This window comes from Halobaculum sp. XH14 (genome assembly GCF_032116555.1).
GTDB lineage: Archaea > Halobacteriota > Halobacteria > Halobacteriales > Haloferacaceae > Halorarum > Halorarum halobium.
In genome coordinates this window covers 2138141-2159819 of the sequence record NZ_CP134949.1, presented here as the reverse complement: position 1 = coordinate 2159819, position 21679 = coordinate 2138141, and the positions used below count along the sequence as shown (strand labels likewise).

Sequence of the window (21679 nt, the reverse complement as noted above, 5' to 3'; positions counted from 1 at the left end):
GAGGACAGTGCGGTAACGAACTCCCCAAAGGATCCGTCAAATGTACGATCAGGCTACAGGATCGTCAGAGCGAAATATGAGCATACGATCGTCCATCCGACGACAATGAGCGGACAGAGCTTCGGGAATCTCTATGAGGAGTTCATCCGTCTGGAAGACGAGAAGGAGCTTTTGGACAGGAAGATATGTGGCGTGTACTTTTGGGAACGAGTCCGGTTCAGAATCCATCAACGATTGGTCGAGAAACTCCACCCCAACGAGGGAGGCGGTGACTCGGGTGATGGAATCGACGAGTACCTCTCGGGTGCCGGTCTTCTCCTCAGGAACGCATTGTTCAGAAACCCGTACCTCGGGGCCGATACGGAATTAGTCTTCTACGGGACTGGACGTCGAAAGCAGCTGGACGATGGGCTCTGGTGGGACATCTATCTGGACCCCATCATTGAACGCGTTGATAAGAGCTACGAGTGCCTGGAACGCCCCTATCAAATATCTCACCGAAAACCAGCCAAGACCGAGAACCTCCGATACACGGATCTCATAGAGTACACTGGAACACTGTGTGAGAAACTAGGGGTCGGTACGGTGTTGCTATCTCGTGAGGACTCCACCTTCCTGGCAGACATCGCAGCAGAGATTGACTCCCGATTTGGCGTCGAAATCCCGCTGACGAATCTAGTGAGACGCGACTTGTCTCGACGACGTGTGCGTCTCCCAATGTTCCGCCAACTGCTTGGCCGCCTTTCGCCAGAAATCGCATTTCTCGTAACCAGCTACAATGGGCGGGAAACGTTCGTCGAAGCTTGTCACCTTGAGGATATCCCCGTCGTCGAACTGCAGCACGGCGTGATAACAAAGTACCACCTCGGGTACTCTTACCCTGGAGGGACGAAGCGCGTCTTCCCCGACTACTTTTTCGCCTTCGGTGATTTCTGGAGGGAGACGGTCGACTTTCCGTTGCCGGACGGACGCATTCACTCGGTTGGATACCCCTTCCTCGAACAGAGGGCCAAGGAGTATGCCGACGAACGTGAAACGGAACAGGTCGTCTTCATCTCCCAATCGGTGATCGCGGAGGAGCTCTCGCGATTTGCAGTTGCCTTGGCCGACCGGGACGACCATCACCAGCACATCGTCTATAAACTCCACCCGAAGGAGTATGACACGTGGACCAAGGAGTACCCCTGGCTTCAAACCGCGGACGTAGAGGTAGTGAGTGACGAAGTTCCGCTCTATCAACTCCTCTCCGAATCGTCCGCCCAAATCGGTGTGTACTCCACGGCTCTGTTCGAAGGTCTCTATTTCGATCTGGACACGTACGTACTGGACCTGCCGGGGCACGAATATCTGGGTCCACTTCTGGAACTTGGCTGTGCAAAACTGATCTCGGACCCAGCAGACTACGCTACCAGGCAGGAGACGAATGTCAACTCCTTTGAGACCGATTACTTCTTTGCGAGCAAATCTCCTGGAGACTTCGTTAAGTCTATCAACGATCTCGGGGAAGCGCGAGAGGACGGTTATAAGACGTAGGTGGTGTGAGTTTTCGTTACCCACAATGAACGTCGTTGCCGTTATACAGGCCCGAATGGGCTCCTCACGACTCCCCGGAAAGGTCATGATCTCGCTGAATTGTCTTCCGATCATTCAGCACGTGATTCGGCGGACCAGTGCAAGCGATGTCGACGATGTCGTCGTCGCGACGTCAAACAATAGTCGTGACGACATCGTGGCACGCCACGCACGTAGAGAAGAGGTGAAAGTGTATCGGGGAGAGGAAACGGACGTTCTTGGCCGTGTTTTCGAGTCAGCGACGGTGAACGAAGCGGATCTGATCGTGCGGATAACGGCGGATAACCCACTACTATCGCCCGAAGTGCTCGATGTCGCCATCCAATTGGCACGCGAGGACCAAGTGGACTATGTTTCGAACAAGATCGAACGAACGTTTCCTGCGGGTCTGGACGTGGAGGTGTTCACGTACGAGAGTTTCAAACGTGTCAACAAGGAAGCTAAAACTCCACACGAGCGGGAGCACGTCACGCCATACTACCGGTCCTCCGATTCGTTCACAACATCGAACGTGTCCTCCGATCAGGTGTTTGACGAGAGATATATGCAAAATAGGACTGATCTCCGTTTCACTCTTGATACTCCCGATGACTTCCAACTGTTCGAAGAAGTGTATGCCAACGTCGACTACGACGGTCTCTTGGACATCACGGATGCAGTTACATACGTAGATAATACTGAGTTAGGTGAGCACAATATGGATTAGGAGTCCTCACCGGATCCGTCGAGTTCGGTATTCGAGAACGTGGTCATCTCGCCGGACATTATAATATTCTCACATGTACGATAATCGAACACGGAGTCGATGTGAACCGAGACGCTTTCTTGCATGAGGACGTGTCCCACGTGTCGGCCGATCAGGTCGTCTTGGTTGAGGACAACGTTCGGTGTCGTAACGTAGATGGCACCGTTTTCATGGTAAGTTGTCTCCCGCTCCCGCCGGAGGAGGCGTTCCTCGAACAGAGGCTCCAATCCGTACTTTCCGGGTCGCCAGAGGAACTCGTTATTCTCGTAAACACTGATAACTGAATCCACTGAAAACATAACCTTAGTGTCAACTGCTTCGTCGATGTGGTCTGTGGACCGAAGTGGAGAAACGTACGGAAGAACGACAATAACGTCGGGATCATATCCTTCCTCACGTCGTAGTCTCTCGAGAAGTGAAGCGGTGACTTCTGAGAGCTGTGTAGTTGGTGAGCTTAGCTCAGAGTCACGAAGGAATGGAACCTCTGAACCTATTGCTTTCGCTACGCTTGCTATCTCCTCGTCCTCGGTGGAGACGATCAAGCGATCTATGTGGTTCGAACTCTGTGCTTCCTTTATGGTATACTCGATCAATCGCCGTCCAGCCAATTCTTTCAGGGCGAGCGAATCTGTCCCTCCGTCAGGTAAATCGACTCGTTTCTCCCTTCTTGCTGGAATCATCGCTAACACTTCGATGTCACCATAGTCGACGTTTTCCTCGACGAAATCACGCTTGACGTTCCGACGAGCGTTCATCCGTTCGGCGAAATTTGTCGACATACTCTCGCCGTGTTGGCGATAGTACATGAGTGGCAAGTTGACGTTACGGACTTCAAACTCTGTTACGAATTTAATCCAAAAATCGTAATCCTCTTGATAACTGAGTGATTCATTGTATCCTCCGAGTTTCTCCCAGGATTCGCGGCGATACATCGCACCTGCTGCCAGCGGTGATCTGTCGAGCAGTTTCACTTCGTCACCAACTTTAGGAAGTCTTACGTGATCGATGAGATCGCCGGTTTCGTCGACCGTGTAGTAATCAGGGTAGACCAGATCGACGTCGGGGTTGGCATCGAGGTACGATGCCTCAACAGTCAGTACGTTTTCGTCGAAGTAATCGTCTGCGTCGAGCCGGATAATGTAGTCTCCATCCGCAGCCTCGATACCTCGATTACAGGCAGTCGGGAGGCCCTCCCCACCTAATGTAACTACCTTGATCTTCTCGGGGTATTCAAAAGTGTATTCTCGGAGTATCTGTGGTGTCTCGTCCGTAGAACCGTCATCAACGACTACTAATTCGAATTCGTCGTATGTTTGGTTTATGACGCTATCTATCGACTCTTCCAGATATTCTGCATAGTTGTGTGCAGTGATGATGACGCTGACCTTTGTACCTGTCATTGAGTATTTATATCGTGCTTTTGTTCTGGAACTGTGTTCCGTCCGTTCTAACCGAGTTAGCCCCCGAAATCGGACTCTTGGAGGATCTGATTGGCGTTGATGTTCCTCGTCGCGGAAGTACCGATGACCTCATCCAGACGCATCGGTGAGACGCCGTCGGAAGGGCGCAACGCTGTCAAGTCCTCCTCAGTGATCGTTTTTCCTTCTTTAATTGATTTTTTCGTCGCCAGGCTCCGACGCATATCGTTACGTATCTCCTTTTCCGGGAGATATACCTCATTATCGCGTGCCCGACCGCTCATCCTGGCAACGCGCCGACTTTCGTCCACCAGTTCCTCCATCTGTTCAGGTGTTGCCGATAGGCGGTGGTCACCTACCTTCTTGGATTTATCCAGTGTGAAATGTTTCTCAACGACTTGCGCCCCCCTAGCTACGGCAGCGATCGGGGCAAGTATCCCCACCGTATGATCGGAATATCCGGTCGGTGTGTCGAACTCATTCTGGAGGGCTTCAACCATCATGAGGTTCGCGTCCTCATCGGATGTCGGGTACGACCCCATACAGTGGAGGAGGACGACGCTGGCGTCGGAAAGGAGGGTCATCGTTCGCCGAATCTCTTCGAAGGTCGAAAATCCGGTAGAGAGCACGATCGGCTTCCCAGTTTCTTGTACCTTTCGTAGGAGCGGAAGATTTGTGAGGTCACCCGATGCGATTTTAATAAACGGCATATCGTCTATCGCAAATTCGAGCATTTCGGCATCGAAGACGCTAGCGGAAAAATCGACCCCGAGGGAGTAACAGTGATCGATAACGTCCCGCCATTCCGACCGCGTCAACTCCAGTTCTTTGAACCGTTCGTACTGCGACTCGTACTCGTCACCGGCAAGTGGAAGCGGAGGTTCATCCTTCGTTATCAAGTTCTCTGCCTGATAGAGCTGAAACTTGACCGAATCGACACCGGCCTCCGCAGCGGCAGTTGCATAGTCTTTCGCCTTGTCTACGCTGCCGCCGTGGTTTCCGCCGACCTCCGCTATTATGTAGGGTTCGTTCCCGTTGAGAAATTCAATTTGGCCAACCATGTCTATGCAAAGGCCCGTGCTCGTTAGGATTTAATCCTTTCTCAGTATTGGGCCTGCGTCATGGTTCAAGGTCAGTACATTACAGATTCACTGCCAATCGTTCCCGAAGTCAATCGATGGTATATATCCCGATGCTCCACTCGTAGCTATCGGCTTTGAGCCCGTCGACGGCAACTCTGGGCTCATCAGACATCCACGGGTAAACTGGATTCACCGTGTGCATGAACCGTCGGTTCCACTCGTTCGTTTTCAAGCCTTCAAAAACGGTCGAGTCGGAGAACCGGTGCTGCTCGAACGTGTCCTCAGTTAGCGCTGTAATCCGGTAGTGGTAGACCTCTCGATTGATGTGGGATCTGTAAAATAGATCGACGGAATCGCCGTTGTAAATCGGTCGCCCCGAAGGAACCATCTCGGCACCACCGATTGAACAGTTTGCTATCTCCTTTGGGTCGTTTTCGAATATTGGACTGGCCGGATGGGTGTTCCATTCGTCCGCAAAAAGGGAATCGGAATGCTTCAGTTCGACGTCCCATGTGTCTGTATCTTGGTATATAAGGAACCATCTGTCGTCGTGGAAGATCGGTGTGGGATCCTGTCGCACACGTTCTTGAATTGGTACGGCTCTCAGTCGCCATTCAATGGGAAAATCGACTGCTTCGTAGACGCGAAACTGACCATTGACGTTGGCTCCTGGGGACGGAACCATCATCCACTGCCCATCCAACTTAAAGACATATGGGTAGGTGTGCTGAGCAAACTCGGGTTCAATAACGACTTGATTGTAAGTGTACTCGAGTCCGTCTTCGCTGAAGGCGTGACCGATAAAGACGTTTCCACCAATTGATTTTATTTCGAAAAAGAGATTGTACACGCCACTTTCATAAACAATGAATGGATCGGCGACGAACCGAGTGAGGACGTCGTCAACGTCATCCTTGGTCAACACTGGATTCGGAGCGTCAGGGTGTGGCTTCAAATTAGCTCCTTTCCGGAATACTCCTTCCTCGGATTCTAACGGTTTCAGTCCAATGCTAGACTCGGTGCGAAGTGATCTGTACTCTTCCATACTATCGCTCTCGTGTAGAGCTCGATAGAGTTGAGATACTTTCTCCCGGCTCCCTTCGAATGTTCGCTTGATCAGATCGGATTTCGCCAGCTGGCTACGGATGTCTAACATTTCTGAGCACTGGAATGATGCCGGATCGCACTTCGCTGTTGTACTCTCCCGATGTGACTCTCCGTGGTCGTCTCGATGGTCGATTTAGTTCTTCTCATGGGTCTTCTCTGGCTGGTCTCTCTTGTTTCACTACGATCGTCTTGTTGATCACAATCAATCCGCGAGATATCCCATGCTCTTCAAGTGTTCTTCGACACCACTCGCCCCGATTCGTTCCTCTCGAATCGGCTCACCGCCCTCGATGTCCCGGCGATTCTGTGAGTCCATTTCGAACCATGGGACACGCCGTAACACGTCGCTGTGGACCCCTTCCCAGTGAGAGTAGTCCTTCAGATAGAGCGGGGGGAGGCGTTCTCCGAACATGTCTCCATGGTCACTCGTTAGTGTTGTTTTCCCACCCAATTCGTTGATGACGCGCTTCGAGTGTCGAGTGACTTCCTTCAAGTTTTCAGTATACACTTCAAGCATCTGCTGTCGAGTGATGTATCCTTTCCTGAGCGCACGCCTGAGGTGGGGGACTTCATCGGTTATGGTCGTAGTTGTGTTCGCACTCGTCAGGCCAAGTTCAGTACAGAGGACGCCGTTCCTCGTCAATAATTTCTCCCGAAGTTCCTCCGCAATCGGTCCAACGTACGGGTTGTTCGGTTGCATGAAGTGGATGATGTACCGCTTGTTCGGGTACTCCTCAAACGTCTCAAGTGTTAGTTTGGCAACGTCCTCGGGAAGTCTCGCCTCGCCACCCTGTTCGCTCTCCGTGTATGTTGTCCTCGTGAGAAAGAACGTGTCATCACTGAGTTGTTCCGACCACGGGTTGGACGTGATGTAAATCGTATCGTGGAGTTGTCGATCAGCGAACGTTGCCTGCATGAACTCGTTGCTATGAGCCCCTTGCGAATAGATGGGAGAAAGATCTCCCGAGAACGTATGATGGTCCTCGAAAACCTCGTAGCGGCACCCGTCAAGAATTATCAGGTTGTCCCAGTCCGCGCTCAACACGTCGAAACCGTTCTGTTGTCGGTTTCGAAACAACGTGGAGTTGAGTTTTCGATTGATTCGGCGAAACTCGTTTTGGAGCAGACTTGGGTCCTGCAGCACACGAGACAGATTGGAGAGTGTGTAATGACGGGCCATTGAACTGCAGCAGTCCGCCCATATGCTTAAAAATACGGTTAGCTCTTCCGGACCTAGTACATCCCACCGGCCAGCGCCACGACTAAGACTGAAAAGAACGAACGAGTATAACTTCAAAATCACATGCAGAATCATCCTTATAGTTCTCGATGGCCTGGTTCTCAATCCTGATTTCCGGGGGCGGGATTTTATCAATCTTCGATTGTCCGTTCGACCCATGGACACCGAACTCTCATTAACAAGGGAAGCTCGTCGGATCCGCCGCGATAAAGGGTTCTCTCGGCTCGTCGTTCGTGCTTTGATCTTCCTTCTCAAAGAGCTTCAACTCGTTTATTACAAATTCGCTGACTGGTATGCTGGGCGGATGGTTTCATCGCCCTTGGCGATCGGATATACCGCGCTGTATAACGTCTCGCCCGTCATCGAGAATACTCCCGCGTTCAGTTTCTGGTACGAACTTGATTCGCCCCACATTCATCACCGAGTGCTTGGCGAGTACGAAACGGAGGTAGTTGAAGAACTGATCGCGAATCTGGACGAGCAAGACGACTTCTGGGAAGTCGGTGCAGGGTGGGGTTATCATTCTCTTTTACTGAGCGAATCGATAAACAGAGCGGTTGCGTTCGACCCGGATGAGTCGCGGACAGAGCTTCTTCGCAGGTCGATTGACCGGAACGACTTCGACAACATTTCGATCGTCGAGGAATCGGTCCTGTCCCTCGACGACTACGTCGACCAGTTCGGTACTCCGAACGTAGTCCTGATGGATATCGATGGCTGGGAGTATGAAGTGCTGCCGTCCTCGGAGGAATTGCTGAACACTGACTGCACGTGGATCATAGAGCTTCACCACGACGTGGACGTGCAGGCGGCAGAAGGTCGCTCCCCCGAAGAAATCGAAGATCTATTTCAGGACTATGGATATAATGTGACACGGATCCGAGAACATTACCAGCAGAGCTGGCCAGGACGGAAGCTCGATGAACTCAACACGCACCACATCGTCGCCAGCAGATGAGCGAGATGGGTGAACGACTCGAATGATTCCAAGGGATTGATACTTTCGGTCGGTTGCCCCGATCGCGGGCTGGATTCTGGCTCGGTCCCCGTGTAGACAGAAAAGGATATGTGTTCGCCGGGCGCCCGCTAAACCGTGCGACTCGGTCAAAAGTCTGCGATATTCTTCGCCTCGAAGATCGGTTCCTCAGTACTGGGGTTCTTTGCGACGGTCTATTTCGCACGTGAACTCGGATCAGCAATACTCGGTGACTACTTTCTCGTGCTTGCCGTCGTCGGTTGGTTGACCATCGTCGCAAAGGCAGGGATCACCAAGTCCATCACGAAACGTGTGAGCGAAGGCGTCGATAAGAGTCAACACATCGTCGCCGGAGCGGTTTTGATCCTCGCTCTTACCTCGGCGACGTCGACTGGAATCTTCCTGTTTCGCGGTCAGATCAACCAATATCTGGGGGCACCGCTGTATTGGGTGGTGATCTTACTGCTTTTTGGGCGGATCGGTTTCTCCGTGGTGATGGCCGTGTTCCGAGGCGACCACCTCGTTCACATAGAAGCTGCGCTTGGAATCTCTCAGAGCGTATCTCGTATCACACTTCAGGTTGCAGGTGTAGCCGCTGGTCTTTCGATCTTTGCGTTACTCGGCGGCGAAATTGTGAGTTTTATTTCGGTCGGGTTGGCCGCGATCATCCTCCTCCCCACTCTTTTCGGCCGTTCATTGGGTATGACAGTGCCGGATAGGAGCCATTTTTCTAGTATCACTAACTTTGCGAAGTATTCCTGGTTGGAGCGGGCGAAGGGCGGAACATATAGCTTAATGGACAAATTAGTGCTTGGGTTTTTCGTCTCATCCAGTCTGATCGGGATATATTCGATCTGCTGGAATATCGCGACGGTCATGGGGATCTTTTCGAAATCGTTGAGCAGTACGTTCTTCCCCGAAATGAGCAGGCTATCGGGTGAAGCCGGCCGGCCGAGGATCGTCAACTACCTCGATGACACCCTCGCTTTTTCCGGACTGTTCGTGATCCCCGGTTTCGTCGGATCGGTAGTCGTTGGTGAAGGGGTTCTGAACCTGTATGGCAGCGAATTCAGGCAAGGGTACGCCATTTTGGTGTTGCTGGTCGCATCCATTCTCGTTCACAGTTACTACCGACAGGTAGTTAGCACGATTGATGCCCTCGACAGACCGGACCTTTCCTTCCAGGCGAACATCCTCTTCGTCGGGTCGAACATCGTGTTGAACTTCCTCTTAGTCTTCTACTTTGGATGGCTTGGTGCTGCTGTAGCAACCCTCGTCTCGGTGGTTTGTGGGTTCGTTTTCGCCTACTTCCTCCTCGGGAGGATTCTCACCTTCACTATTCCCTGGAAAGAGATTCGGAAGCAAGTGGTCGCCGCAATCATCATGGGATTGCTGGTAAAGGCCGTACTGTACTCCTCTAAGACTATCGGAGCAAGTCCGTTCGAGGTCAGGATCGTCATCCCGGCGGTGACCTTCGGTGCTACGGTATATTTCGGTCTCCTCTTCTTGATCTCGGGAAGGTTCAGGTTGAAGGTAACCGAGAACATTCCGGTTCAGTAGACCGATCTGGATCACAGGGTGCAGTAGAACTCGTTCATCGAGGCCCCATGATCGCATCTTTACCCTTTGGATGCCTCTGCATTCATAGTGACACACCGGAGGGATTCGGTAACTCTCTCCTGAGTAAACTTGCTCAGGATCACTGATGAGCGATACGTAGGCTTTAGTATCCATCATCGAGTTGCGTATCTATGAAAGCGGTTGTCCTCGCAGCTGGGCAGGGAACAAGACTGCGACCACTTACCGACGATAAACCGAAAGGGATGGTCGAAGTGGCAGGCGCACCGATTCTCACCCGGTGTTTCGACGAACTAATCGAACTCGGTGCGACCGAACTCATCGTCGTCGTCGGCTACAAAAAGCAAGACATCATCGAACATTACGGTGACGAGTACGAAGGCGTCCCCATCACCTATGCACACCAACGTGAACAAAAGGGGCTAGCCCATGCACTACTCACCGTTGAAGACCACATTGACGACGACTTCATGCTCATCCTGGGGGACAACATCTTTGCGGCGAACCTCGAGGACGTAGTTCAGCGTCAGCAAGAAGATCGTGCGGACGCTGCGTTCCTCGTGGAGGAAGTCCCCTGGGATGAGGCATCGAGATACGGCGTTTGTGATACGAACGACTACGGGGAAATCGTCGACGTCATCGAGAAACCGGGGGATCCCCCGTCGAATCTAGTAATGACCGGATTCTACACGTTCACACCGGCTATCTTCCATGCGTGTCATCTGGTTCAGCCGTCCAATCGAAACGAGTACGAAATATCGGACGCGGTTGGACTGCTGATCGAAAGTGGTCGGACCATCGACGCCATCCCGATCGACGGATGGCGAATGGACATCGGCTTCCCCGAGGATCGGGACCGTGCGGAGGAGCGACTCGCGGGGACGGCTCAACCAGCGGACTCCGAGTGACGACCAGAACCGACAAATTCGACGCTGAACATGGTTATCTCATGCCCTCGCTCACAGTAACCGTAGAACTCGCCTTCGAGAGTGGCCGCCTCCCGGGGACGGTGTACGAATGAACGTCTCAGTCGTGGGTAGCGGCTACGTCGGCACGACGCTCGCGGCCTGTCTCGCGGCGGTCGGCCACGACGTGGTGAACGTCGACATCGACGAAGACGTCGTCGCCGCCATCAACGCGGGCGAATCCCCCATACACGAGGAGGGTCTCCCGGAACTCGTCGCCGAACACGCCGGTGACAACCTGCGGGCGACGACATCCTACGACGCCGTCCCGGAGACGGACGTGACGTTCATCACCGTTCAGACACCGTCCCGGGAAGACGGAAGCCTCGACTACTCGTACGTGGAGGCCGCCGCTGAGATGACGGGCGAGGCACTCGGAGGCAAAACGGACGCACACGTCGTCGCGGTCAAGAGCACCGTGTTGCCCGGTACGATCGAGGACGTCGTCGTCCCGGCGGTACGCGGGGCCGCCGAACGAACCGGGACGGAGGAGATCGGATTCGTCGCCAACCCGGAGTTCCTGAGCGAAGGGACCGCTGTCTCGGACTTCTGGAACGCGGACAAGATCGTCGTCGGCACGAGCGAGCCGTCAGCGGCAGCAACCGTGCGCGATCTCTACCACGCGGACGAGCGACTCGCGGACGTCCCGGTCGTGGAGACGGACGTCCGGACCGGCGAGATGATCAAGTACGCGAACAACGCGTTCCTCGCCGCGAAGGTGTCGCTCGTGAACGAACTGGGGAACGTCTGCAAACGGGCCGACATCGACTCCTACGAGGTTGCGGACGCACTCGGCCTCGACGACCGTATCTGTGCGGCGTTCATGCGATCCGGACTTGGCTGGGGCGGCTCTTGCTTCCCGAAAGACGTCGACGCACTGCGAGCGTTCGCCCGCCAGCAAGAGTACCCCCCCGAACTCCTCGACGCCGCCGTCGACGTGAACGACCGCCAGCCCGAACGGATGGTCGGACTTCTCCGCGAACACGTCGATCCCGACGGCGCTCGCGTCGCCGTCCTGGGGCTCGCGTTCAAACCCGGAACCGACGACGTTCGAAACTCCCGCGCGCTCGACGTGATCGAACAGCTCGACGATGCAGGTGCCGACGTCGTCGCCTACGATCCCGTGGCGGCCGAGAACGCACGAACCGCACTGGAGGTCGACATCGAGTATGCTGACTCGGTGTCCGGGGCCCTGTCAGGGGCTGACGCGGCACTGCTCACGACCGAATGGCCGGAGTTCGACGGTCTCTCGTTCGACGGAATGGACCGCTCGGTGGTTATCGACGGTCGCCGTGTCGACGTCGATACCGGGGCACTGGACGTGTACGAGGGACTCTGCTGGTAGCAGGGTCTTCCGAATGGATAGACACAGGGATCGGAACTACTGTCAATCTCCAAGTCGAAGTTCCTTCGAGGATGGAGCGCCCAGATCCCGGATGAACTGTGTGAAGGGTGTGACGCACCGTTTCAAGCGCGTTATATCAGTACTCCGGGCCAAGATCCGTCCAAATCCAAAACCGGTCTGACTAGCACAGAGGGGACGAGACGACATCTGCTGGTCGGAGAATCAGTGACAGGCTATCCAAGTTTGTCCTTAGTTCCGCAAGGATCGCGGTTCGCCACGGGTTCGGGACAATCAGGCGCGCTCGAATCCTGAACATCGACTCACCTTCCAGAAGCAACGCGGGAGTGGATCGGTTTCCATCGTATGCCAGTTCAGGGTATAGACCCTCCTCACTTCATCCCTGGACTGACGAGGGGAACCGCACGCAGGGAACCGATTTTGGAACTTCGAATGCGAAATGGGACAGGTCCCCGCGAGTCAGAACGAACCTCAAGTGGTGAAAGATGGCCCGAGACGCGTTCGTTCGGGCGATACATGGTTTCCATTCAAGCTGTCGACGTCCATCTTCCAGTTCCGAAGTTCGTTCCCAAAGTGGCACACGGCTATCCTTGCGGACGAGAACAGTGATTTTGGAAGCCAAGTGAGTCCCTGAAACCGCTTGAGAAGACCTCCAGCCGGTTTGGATGGCCTCGTACCGAGTTTGGAACTGTGACTGTCTGTGTAGCGGAGGTTCGAGAAGTTCGATGACACCCACTCCCCAGATAGACAAACTCGAAGCAGCGAGTCGTGTTCGGAGTTTGACCGGAACTGTTCAAACCAAATAATCGAGAATCTGACCTCCTGGACGAACTCATTCGACGGTGACGCTCTTGGCGAGGTTGCGCGGGCGGTCGATGCTGCGGCCGAGGCGGTTCGCCATGTGATGTCGGCGCCGTTCACGGTCGAGACGACGCTGCTCGACTCCTACTGCTGGGGCCGAGGACTTCGCGCTGAGCGACCTGTTCGGCTGTCCCTCCACGCTGATGGAGACCGACCTCACCGTCCCAATCGTCTCGCCTGACGAGGCCGCAGAGACGACTCAAGCGGCCGCCGCGGCAGGGTTCGAGCACCAGAAGGTAAAAGGCCGGGAGCGACGTGGACCGTGTCGTCGCCGTCGTCGAGATCACCTTGGACGCCGTGGTCAAGGTCGACGCCAACAGAAGTGGACGGTACACGAGCCGATCCAGTTCGCACGTGCGGTCCGGAAGCGCGGCGTCTACCTGGTGCTGCTCGAACAGCCCGTGCGTGCCGACGACCTCGCCGGCCTAGCGCGAGTCTGTGACGAGGTGACGGTCCCGGTGGCTGTCGACGAGGCGGTGTTGACCCCGGCTGACGCGCTGGCGGTCGTGCAGGTGTACATGGCCGACGTTCCCAATATGAAGCTCAGCAAGTCCGGGCCGCTCGCCGCCGTGGAGATCGCCGCCATCGCCGAGGCGGCCAACCTGGAACTGATGGTCAAATGCATGCTGGAGTCCGCGCTGGGCATCCACGCCAGCGCGCACGTCGTCGCCGGCACCGGCGCGTTCTCGTACGTCGACTCGACGGCAACTTGCTGCTCGCAGAGGACGCCGTCCAGGTTGAATACGGCTCGACCGTCGCCCTCGAGCGACCGGGTCACGGGACCGTCCCGTGCAGCTAGCCGCCGGCGTCGAACAGAACGTGATCGGTCGTCAGTGTAGTTTCCCCGGCGAACCAGGCGTCCCACGTGGCGCGGTCCCGAACCGTTTATCCCCCACCCATATAACCAACCCTGTAATGAACAGGGACGCCGTCTGCGTACTCCTTCCGACCTACGACGAGTCCGAGACGGTCGCGGACGTCGTCACCGACTTTCGAGACCACGGCTTCTCGAACGTCCTCGTCATCGACGGCAACTCCACCGACGACACGCGGGAACTCGCCGAAGCCGCCGGTGCGCGCGTCGTCACCCAGACGGGAACCGGCAAGGGCCAGGCCATCCGCGAGGCCGTCCGTGACCACATCGAGACCGAGTACGTGCTGATGGCCGACGCGGACGGGACCTACCGCGCGGAAGACGCCGAGGCCATGCTCGAACCGCTGTTCGACGGCGGGGCCGAGCACGTCGTCGGCGATCGGTTCGCCGACATGCGCGAGGGGGCGATGACGGGGTTCAACAGGGTCGGAAACCGCGCCTTCAACTGGCTGTTCGATCTCATCCACCGCGAGGACTTCGGCGACATCCTCTCGGGCTATCGAGCCTTCTCGCGGGACTCCTTCCGGCGGCTCACCCTCTCGGCCGACGGGTTCGGCATCGAGACCGAGCTCTCGGTCGAGTGTGCTCGCCACGGCGTCCCCACGGCGGTCGTCCCGGTGACGTACCTCCCGCGTCCCGACGGGTCGAACACGAACCTCCATCCGGTGAAGGACGGGGGCATCATCCTCATGGCGATCTACCGGCAGGCGAAGACGTCCAACCCGCTCTTTTACTTCGGGAGCGCGGGCGGCCTCTCGGGACTGGTCGGCGTGATGATCGCCGCCTACGTCGCGTACGAGTGGTTCATCAGGGGGATCTCCCACAACGTACTCGCCGTCGTCGCGGGCGTCGCGCTCATCCTCGGCGTCCAGCTGCTCATCTTCGGCGTGCTCTCGGATCTCATCGTCACGCTCCACGCGGAGACGCTCGACCGGATCGAGCGGGACGAGTAGGGAGCTGAGCCCGACGGGACCAGTTACACCGGGAGAAGGGATCGGATCCGGTTGAACAGCGTGTCGGCCCGCCCCTGGCGGCGCGCTTCGAAGGCGGGATACAGCGCGTCGAGCAGTTCCGTCTCGGTCTCGAAGCTGTCCGTCTCGGCGTCGTGGAGTACGTCACGCAGGTCGAGCGTGTGACCGGCGGCGTCGTAGGGAACCTCGGTCTCCCCGAGCGCCGCGAGGATCTCGTCGGTCGTCGCCGGGAACGCCACCCCCGCGTCGTCGAGCCGGGCGTTCAGCGCCGCGATGCCGAACTCGACGGACTCGCGCTCCCCGGAGTCCCCTCGTGGCGGTCTGATGGCCATGAGAGGTTCGTTACTCCCCCGGCTCCTAAAACACGGGGGAGCACACGAGGCCGGGCGGTGGGAGCTGGCTCGACGTGGGATTCGACCCGCGGAGGCGTCGCGTTTATCCCCGTGTCGGCCACATCGGGAACCGTGACCGAGTACACCACCGTCTCCATCCCCAAGGACCTCGCCGAACGGGTCGAAGAGACCATCGAGGGGACGAGCTTCTCCTCGACGAGCGACCTCGTCAGGTTCCTCCTGCGCAGCATCGTCATCCAGCACCAGAAACAGGGCGAACTGACGGAGGCGGAGTTCGGCGAGATCACCGACCAGTTGCGCGACCTGGGCTATCTGGAGTAGCAGGCTCGGGAGTCACCGGGCACGGGGGAGGATTCGGGACGATAGCGCCCGATCGCCCGCCTCCCCGATCACTCGTCGGTCCGAGCTTCCCCGATGTGTTCTTCCGGCGGCTCGGCGTCGAGGACCTGCAGGTCCAGTTCGCGTCCCCGCCGGTCGTACGCCGACACGTCCGACTCCCCGAACGGCGGCACCGCGACGAGCACGACGCCGGCGAGGTCGTCCGTCTGTCGCAACGTCGAGTCGCCGTCGGGGTGCGAGAGGAACCGTGCCCGACCGGCCGGGGTCCCGATGTCCATCCCGAAGACGGCCCTGACCGACCCGCCGGCCTCGGGAAAGTAAAAGTGCGTGAGCACGGGCGAGTCCGGGTCGATGCCGGCCGTTTCTCCGGCGAGTTCGCCGGCCGGCGTCGTATCGAGCAGCACGTTCACCCCACCCGGTTCGGCCTCGCTGGCGCGTTCGAGCAACACCGTGACGAGGCCGCGCGTGAGCAGTACCACGGGTATTACGTGGGGTTCACCGACCAAAAACCCGCGGACGAGCCGGCGAAACGCTCCCTCGCCGCGGCGGGAAGCAGTTCGAGCGGGCGCGACTCGGCGTGTAGCGAGACGACAGTTCGCGGGGACTCAGCGTATCAGCGACGCGATGGTCCCCAGGTACAGCCGTGGGGCGTTCCCCCGCGACCGACGGAGCGCCGTCTCCAGGGCCTCGCTCGCCCGCTCGTGGACGCCCGCACCGTGCCCGACGAGGACGCGCTCGGGCGACCGTCCCCCGAGTGCACGGCGTGGGGGGATGAGACGCAACATCGGGTGTACGCCGAGCCGTTCGTCGTTCGCCAGGAAGTAGGATCCCGTCCCCAGGGCCTCGGGAACGTACAGGGTCCCGCGATCCTCGTCGGCGAGCGCGACCTCCTGCCACGGCGGGATCGACGAGTCACGGACGCGGATCGCCGTCAGCCCGCCCAGTTCGCTCCCGAACCGCTCGACCGGCGCGTCGAGTTCCGACGCGACGCCGGTCATCCAGTCGGGGACGTGGACCGGGACGTCGTGGCGTCGCGCGACGGCGGCCGCGTCACGCCCGTGCCGGTCGAGACAGACGACCGTGCCGGCGACGTCGCCCTCGAGGTCCGCGAGCAGTTCGTCGACGCCGGGCGCGTCCACCGGGTCGAGCACCCAGATTTCCCCGTCGACCGACAGCGCGTGGCTCGCTCGTCGCATGCTTTCGGCCGGGTACGCGAGCCAGCCGACGCCGCCGTCGAACTCGTCGATCTCCTGCAGGTCGGTCCCGTCGGACCCTTTCATCGACATGCTCGGACCGAGGAACGCCGCGGGCTTAAGTGCCGGCGACGCGCAGCCTCGGACGTGACACGGACCCCCGCGCTCGCCCATCTCGCCCTGGAGGTGGAGGACCTCGACCGGGCCGCCGGCTTCTACGCCGACCGGCTCGGCCTCGTCCCCGGACGGCGGAGCGAAACGGAGCTCGCGTTCGACGTGGGCGGCACCGAACTCGTGTGTCGTCGCCCGGAATCGGTCCCGCGCGGCGGGCTCCACGTCCACTTCGCGTTCGAGACGACCGGCGGGGAGTACGATGCCTGGCGGGCTCGCTTCCCCGACGCCGAGGAAGTGGCGTTCGACTCGTTCCGCTCGGTGTACCCGTTCGACGGGGACGGCCACTGCCCGGAGATCGCCGGCCTCGCGGACGGCGGCCGGGGGCTCGTGGGCGTCTTCGAGGTCGTCCTGGAGGTGGCGAACGTCGATGCGGCCGAGCGGGCGTATCGGGAACTCGGCTTCGTGGAAGTCGACCGCGGCATCGAGCGCCGGCGGGTGCGACTTCGCGGGCCGGTCCCGGACGACGAGGGCGGGGAGCGGGCCGCCGCCGACTCACGGCCGGACGCCCCCCTCCCGTTCGACCTGGAACTCTGGGAGCCACAGCTCGGTCTCGCGGGCGCACGCGGCGGCGTCCACGTCGATTTCGGAATCAGGCTCGCGGAGCCGCTCGCGGCGGCCGAGCGCGCGTTCGGCGACCTGCCCTCGGTCCGGATTCTGGAACGCGAGGACGGCAGCGTCGAACTGTACGACCCCGACGGTCACCACCTCGTTCTCTCACCGGCGTCGCCGCGACGGACGTGACCGTCCAGCCGTCGACGGGTGGAGGCTCGCCGTCAGTCGCCGAGCCGGTCCGTGTTGATCGGGACGTTCGGCGGGGAGACGATCAGAAACCCACGGAAGTGCGAGAGCTCCCCGCCCATGTCGTTGATCTCTCGTGCGAACCCGGCCGCCAGCTCGTTCAGGTCGCCCTCGACCGAGAGGATCAGCACGTTGCCGTACTCGACCGTGCGGATCCACTCGGTCGGATCCGTGCTCCCGTCGAGGAGCCCGAGCACGACCTCGCCCGCGACCTCCTCGTCCAGCAGTTCCTCGGCGTCCTGGAGGTCGAGGCCGAAGTCGGTCATACGGCGTCACTCGGAGTGACCGGGCAAAAGGGTTCGGTACTCCGTCCGACGCGCGTCTGTCGACGCCTGTCGGACGAGTTCGTCGGATCCGCTCCGCACGGAACCGGCCGTCGGCCGCAAACGAGCGCCCGGGGAACCGAAAACTGGACGAACACGAACCGGACCCTGACAAGAGTATTATTCTGTATAAGGTGTTACGTCCGGATGATAGTCGACGCCCTCCTGCGGTTTTCGGGTCGTTACGTCCGGGGTCGACGGGACGACCGATCGGGTGAACTGTCCGACCACAACGCTTTACAAGGAGTTCCGCTCTTGCTCCAGTCGATGTCCCATAATCAGGACTCGTCGGTATCCAGTCCGGCGGAACGAGTTCTTCCAGGGCACGCTGAGTGCAACTGACGAGTTCGAGACGGTCAGGATTTTCGATACGACGCTGCGCGACGGCGAACAGTCGCCACGCACGTCGTTCGATTACGAACAGAAACGCGAGATAGCCGCGGTGCTCTCGGAGATGGGGGTCCACGTCGTCGAGGCGGGGTTCCCGGTCAACTCCGAGGCGGAGTTCGAGGCGGTCTCGGACATCGCCGCGGCCACCGACGCCACGACCTGCGGGCTCGCCCGCGTGGTCGAGGGCGACGTCGAGGCGGCGCTCGACTCGGGCGTCGACACGGTCCACACGTTCGTCTCCACGAGCGACGTGCAGATCGAGGACTCGATGCACGCGACCCGCGAGGAGGTCGTCGAACGCGCCGTCGAGTCGGTCGAGCGCGTCCGCGAGGCGGGCGTCGAGGTGATGTTCTCGCCGATGGACGCGACCCGCACCGACGAGTCGTTCCTCGTCGAGGTGATCGAGGCCGTCGACGACGTCGGCGTCGACTGGATCAACGTCCCCGACACGTGCGGGGTCGCCACGCCGTCCCGCTTCGCCGACCTCATCGAGGTCGTGGGCGAGCACACGGACGCGCGCATCGACGTGCACACGCACGACGACTTCGGGCTGGCGGCGGCGAACGCGCTGGCCGGCATCGAGGCCGGCGCGGACCAGATGCAGGTGTCCGTGAACGGCATCGGCGAGCGCGCCGGCAACGCCGCGCTGGAGGAGGTCGTGATGGCCGCCGAATCGGTGTACGGTGCCGATACCGGCATCGAGACGACCCGAATCACCGAGCTGTCGCGGCTCGTCGAGGGCGCGAGCGACATGCCCGTGCCCGCGAACAAGCCCGTCGTGGGGCGCAACGCGTTCTCCCACGAGTCGGGCATCCACGCCGCGGGCGTCATCGAGAACAGCGACACGTTCGAGCCGGGCGTCATGACCCCCGAGATGGTCGGCGCGGAGCGCTCGTTCGTGATGGGCAAGCACACGGGCACCCACTCGGTCCGCCAGCGCCTGCGCGAGGACGGGTTCGACCCCACCGACGAGCAGGTTCGCGCGGTCACGCGCGAGGTGAAAGAGTACGGCGCGTCCCAGCGCGTGACGATGGCCGACGTGCGCCGGTTCGCCGAGGATGCCGGGGTGGAGCGGCCGGAGGACGACCGGAACCGCGAGCGGGAGGCAACGCTGAAATGACGCCCGCCGCGTCGGCCACCCGCGGCCAGCGACGGGTGAATCGCGGCCGCGACAGGTCTCCCGGATGCAACCGTTGCCGTCCGGGACAGGATTTTATACGTGGCCCCGATACGGTCGGTCGAGATGAAGACAGCTCCGGTCGCTCGCGTCGGCGGTCCCGGCGTAGCGCCCGCCGTCTCGATCATTGTAGGGGTCTAGCCACCCCTACACCACACCGTTCTCACGACCCGGTTCGACCGTATCGACGCCCGACAGTTCACCCGACAGCGACCCAGCCAGCACACCAGAAATGACACGACACCAGCATGGAGCGGACGGATGAGCGAGTCAGCCGAACCCGCCGTCGACGCGACCGATGAGGAGGTCGACCCCGACCCGGACGCGACCGGGGAAGCGGGGGCCGCGACCGCCGCGGCGATCCCCGAAAACGGCGCGGCAGCCGTCGTCGCCGCCCTCGAATCCGCGGGCGTCGAGACGGCCTTCGGCGTCCAGGGGGGCGCGATCATGCCCGTCTACGACGCGCTGTACGGTTCCAGCATCGATCACGTGACCATGGCCCACGAGCAGGGCGCGGCCCACGCCGCCGACGCGTACGGCGTCGTGACCGGCACGCCCGGCGTCTGTCTCGCCACCTCGGGGCCGGGCGCGACGAACCTCGTCACCGGCATCGCCGACGCCTCGATGGACTCGGACGCGATGCTCGCCCTGACGGGCCAGGTGCCCAGCGACATGGTCGGCTCCGACGCGTTCCAGGAGACCGACACGACCGGCGTCACCGCGCCCATCACGAAGCACAACTACTTCGCGAGCGACTCGACGACCGTCGGCGACGTCGTCGGCGAGGCGTTCGCACTCTCGGAGACCGGTCGTCCCGGCCCGACGCTCGTCGACCTCCCGAAGGACGTCTCCTTCGGCGAGACCGATCGCGCGCCGAAGCCGCCCGAACCCCCGGCGCGTTCGAAGCCGGATCCCGAGGCCGACCCCGAGTCGGTCGATGCGGCCGCCCGGACCATCGCGCGCGCGGAAAAGCCGCTCTGCCTGTTCGGCGGCGGCGTCATCAAGGGGAACGCGACCGACGAGGCGCGGGCGTTCGCCCGCGAACACGGGATTCCCGTGGTGACGACGATGCCGGGAATCGGCTCGTTCCCCGAGGACGACGACCTCTGTCTCTCGTGGGCGGGCATGCACGGCACCGGCTACGCGAACATGGCGATCAGCCACACCGACTGCCTGATCGCGGTCGGGACGCGGTTCGACGACCGCCTGACCGGCGGCGTCGAGACGTTCGCGCCCGGCGCGGACGTCGTCCACGTCGACATCGACCCCGCGGAGATCTCGAAGAACGTCCAGGCGGACTACCCGGTCGTCGGCGACGCGGGGACGGTCCTGGACCAGATCGACGCGGCTCTGGACCGTTCGCCCGACGCCGGCGAGTGGCGCGAGCAGTGTACGACCTGGCGCGACCAGTACCCGATGGACTACGCGGTCGACCCGGACGAACCGGTGAAGCCACAGTTCGTCGTGGAGGCGTACGACGCCGCCACCGACGACGACGCGATCGTGACGACGGGCGTCGGCCAGCACCAGATGTGGGCCGCCCAGTACTGGACGTACACCGAGCCGCGGACGTTCGTCTCCTCACACGGCCTCGGCACGATGGGCTACGGCCTGCCCGGAGCCATCGGCGCGCGCCTGGCGGCCGACGACGACCGCGACGTGGTCTGTTTCGACGGCGACGGCTCGTTCCTGATGACGATCCAGGAGCTCTCGGTCGCCGTCCGCGAGAACCTCGACGTCACGGTCGTCGTGCTCAACAACGAGTACATCGGGATGGTCCGCCAGTGGCAGGACGCGTTCTTCGAGGGCCGGCACATGGCCTCGGAGTACGACTGGATGCCGGAGTTCGACAAGCTCGCCGAGGCGTTCGGCGCGCGCGGCTTCCGGGTCGACGAGTACGACGAGGTCGCGGACGTCGTCGCGGAGTCGCTGGCGTACGACGGCCCCTCGGTCGTCGACGTCCACGTCGACCCGCGCGAGAACGTCTACCCGATGGTGTCGAGCGGCGGCGCGAACGGGGAGTTCGCGCTCACGGAGGACCAGCTATGAGCGACGCGGACGGCACCGGAAGCGAGGCGTCCACGGACGGAACCGGCCGCGGCGACGCGGGCGGCGCGACGTTCGACGCCCACCCGGCGGACGCGCCCGCGGCCGAACACGCCACCCCGAGCGACGACGGC

The 21679-nt window shown here is 60.1% G+C and carries 19 protein-coding genes and 1 pseudogene; 12 read left to right on the top strand and 8 right to left on the bottom strand.

The window, feature by feature from the left end:
• The first annotated feature begins 105 nt into the window (after positions 1-105).
• Together RJT50_RS11065 and RJT50_RS11060 are read left to right on the top strand one after the other, a co-directional pair.
• Positions 106-1533: a hypothetical protein gene (locus RJT50_RS11065; RefSeq protein WP_313691382.1), complete on the top strand. Its 1428-nt coding sequence runs from the start codon at positions 106-108 to the stop codon at positions 1531-1533.
• A 25-nt stretch (positions 1534-1558) separates the two neighbouring features.
• Positions 1559-2278 carry a glycosyltransferase family protein gene (locus RJT50_RS11060; RefSeq protein WP_313691381.1) on the top strand — a complete coding sequence of 240 codons (720 nt, stop codon included), beginning with the start codon at positions 1559-1561 and terminating at the stop codon, positions 2276-2278.
• Here the strand turns inward: RJT50_RS11060 and RJT50_RS11055 are convergent.
• The 4 genes from RJT50_RS11055 to RJT50_RS11040 all read right to left on the bottom strand — a co-directional run bounded on the left by RJT50_RS11055 (position 2275) and on the right by RJT50_RS11040 (position 6969).
• Positions 2275-3717 (bottom strand): glycosyltransferase, encoded by a 1443-nt coding sequence (locus tag RJT50_RS11055; RefSeq protein ID WP_313691380.1) that lies wholly within the window; start codon positions 3715-3717, stop codon positions 2275-2277. The genes RJT50_RS11060 and RJT50_RS11055 overlap by 4 nt on opposite strands.
• 56 nt (positions 3718-3773) lie before the next feature.
• A complete protein-coding gene (locus RJT50_RS11050; protein ID WP_313691379.1) occupies positions 3774-4796 on the bottom strand; it encodes an N-acetylneuraminate synthase family protein in 1023 nt (340 codons plus the stop codon).
• 109 nt (positions 4797-4905) lie between these two features.
• Positions 4906-5862, bottom strand: coding sequence for a glucosamine inositolphosphorylceramide transferase family protein (locus tag RJT50_RS11045; protein ID WP_313691378.1), 957 nt, complete (start codon positions 5860-5862; stop codon positions 4906-4908).
• Between the two features lie 264 nt (positions 5863-6126).
• A complete protein-coding gene (locus tag RJT50_RS11040; RefSeq protein ID WP_313691376.1) occupies positions 6127-6969 on the bottom strand; it encodes a hypothetical protein in 843 nt (280 codons plus the stop codon).
• Between the two features lie 352 nt (positions 6970-7321).
• Between RJT50_RS11040 and RJT50_RS11035 the strand changes: the two genes are divergently transcribed.
• From RJT50_RS11035 to aglJ, 6 genes are all read left to right on the top strand, one after another.
• Positions 7322-8122, top strand: coding sequence for an FkbM family methyltransferase (locus tag RJT50_RS11035; protein WP_313691375.1), 801 nt, complete (start codon positions 7322-7324; stop codon positions 8120-8122).
• A 135-nt stretch (positions 8123-8257) separates the two neighbouring features.
• A complete protein-coding gene (locus RJT50_RS11030) occupies positions 8258-9700 on the top strand; it encodes an oligosaccharide flippase family protein (protein ID WP_313691374.1) in 1443 nt (480 codons plus the stop codon).
• Positions 9701-9891: 191 nt separating this feature from the next.
• Complete coding sequence (aglF, locus tag RJT50_RS11025) at positions 9892-10626, top strand: UTP--glucose-1-phosphate uridylyltransferase AglF (RefSeq protein ID WP_313691372.1); 735 nt, start codon at positions 9892-9894, stop codon at positions 10624-10626.
• A 109-nt stretch (positions 10627-10735) separates the two neighbouring features.
• Entirely contained in the window at positions 10736-12028 is a 1293-nt protein-coding gene (locus RJT50_RS11020; RefSeq protein ID WP_313691370.1) for a UDP-glucose/GDP-mannose dehydrogenase family protein, read from the top strand.
• A gap of 1022 nt (positions 12029-13050) precedes the next feature.
• Positions 13051-13746 carry an enolase C-terminal domain-like protein gene (locus tag RJT50_RS11015; RefSeq protein WP_313691369.1) on the top strand — a complete coding sequence of 232 codons (696 nt, stop codon included), beginning with the start codon at positions 13051-13053 and terminating at the stop codon, positions 13744-13746.
• Between the two features lie 76 nt (positions 13747-13822).
• Positions 13823-14734 carry an S-layer glycoprotein N-glycosyltransferase AglJ gene (gene aglJ, locus RJT50_RS11010; RefSeq protein WP_313691368.1) on the top strand — a complete coding sequence of 304 codons (912 nt, stop codon included), beginning with the start codon at positions 13823-13825 and terminating at the stop codon, positions 14732-14734.
• 23 nt (positions 14735-14757) lie between these two features.
• Here aglJ and RJT50_RS11005 read toward each other — a convergent pair whose 3' ends face one another.
• Positions 14758-15084 carry a DUF5789 family protein gene (locus tag RJT50_RS11005; protein WP_313691367.1) on the bottom strand — a complete coding sequence of 109 codons (327 nt, stop codon included), beginning with the start codon at positions 15082-15084 and terminating at the stop codon, positions 14758-14760.
• A gap of 132 nt (positions 15085-15216) precedes the next feature.
• Here RJT50_RS11005 and RJT50_RS11000 point away from each other — a divergent pair, with 132 nt between their 5' ends.
• Positions 15217-15426 (top strand): ribbon-helix-helix domain-containing protein, encoded by a 210-nt coding sequence (locus tag RJT50_RS11000; protein ID WP_313691366.1) that lies wholly within the window; start codon positions 15217-15219, stop codon positions 15424-15426.
• A 68-nt stretch (positions 15427-15494) separates the two neighbouring features.
• On the opposite strand, the gene RJT50_RS10995 is transcribed toward RJT50_RS11000, so the two are convergent.
• Together RJT50_RS10995 and RJT50_RS10990 are read right to left on the bottom strand one after the other, a co-directional pair.
• Positions 15495-15923 (bottom strand): JAB/MPN domain protein-containing protein, encoded by a 429-nt coding sequence (locus RJT50_RS10995; protein WP_313691365.1) that lies wholly within the window; start codon positions 15921-15923, stop codon positions 15495-15497.
• A 126-nt stretch (positions 15924-16049) separates the two neighbouring features.
• Entirely contained in the window at positions 16050-16724 is a 675-nt protein-coding gene (locus RJT50_RS10990) for a hypothetical protein (RefSeq protein WP_425499729.1), read from the bottom strand.
• A 60-nt stretch (positions 16725-16784) separates the two neighbouring features.
• Here RJT50_RS10990 and RJT50_RS10985 point away from each other — a divergent pair, with 60 nt between their 5' ends.
• Positions 16785-17552, top strand: a complete 768-nt coding sequence (locus tag RJT50_RS10985; protein ID WP_313691363.1) for a VOC family protein — start codon at positions 16785-16787, stop codon at positions 17550-17552.
• A gap of 35 nt (positions 17553-17587) precedes the next feature.
• Here the strand turns inward: RJT50_RS10985 and RJT50_RS10980 are convergent.
• Positions 17588-17875, bottom strand: a pseudogene (locus RJT50_RS10980) (DUF5779 family protein); the annotation flags it as partial.
• Between the two features lie 331 nt (positions 17876-18206).
• Between RJT50_RS10980 and RJT50_RS10975 the strand changes: the two are divergent.
• Together RJT50_RS10975 and ilvB are read left to right on the top strand one after the other, a co-directional pair.
• Entirely contained in the window at positions 18207-19442 is a 1236-nt protein-coding gene (locus tag RJT50_RS10975; RefSeq protein ID WP_425499728.1) for a LeuA family protein, read from the top strand.
• 318 nt (positions 19443-19760) lie between these two features.
• Complete coding sequence (ilvB, locus tag RJT50_RS10970) at positions 19761-21548, top strand: biosynthetic-type acetolactate synthase large subunit (protein WP_313691362.1); 1788 nt, start codon at positions 19761-19763, stop codon at positions 21546-21548.
• The last annotated feature ends 131 nt before the right edge of the window (positions 21549-21679 follow it).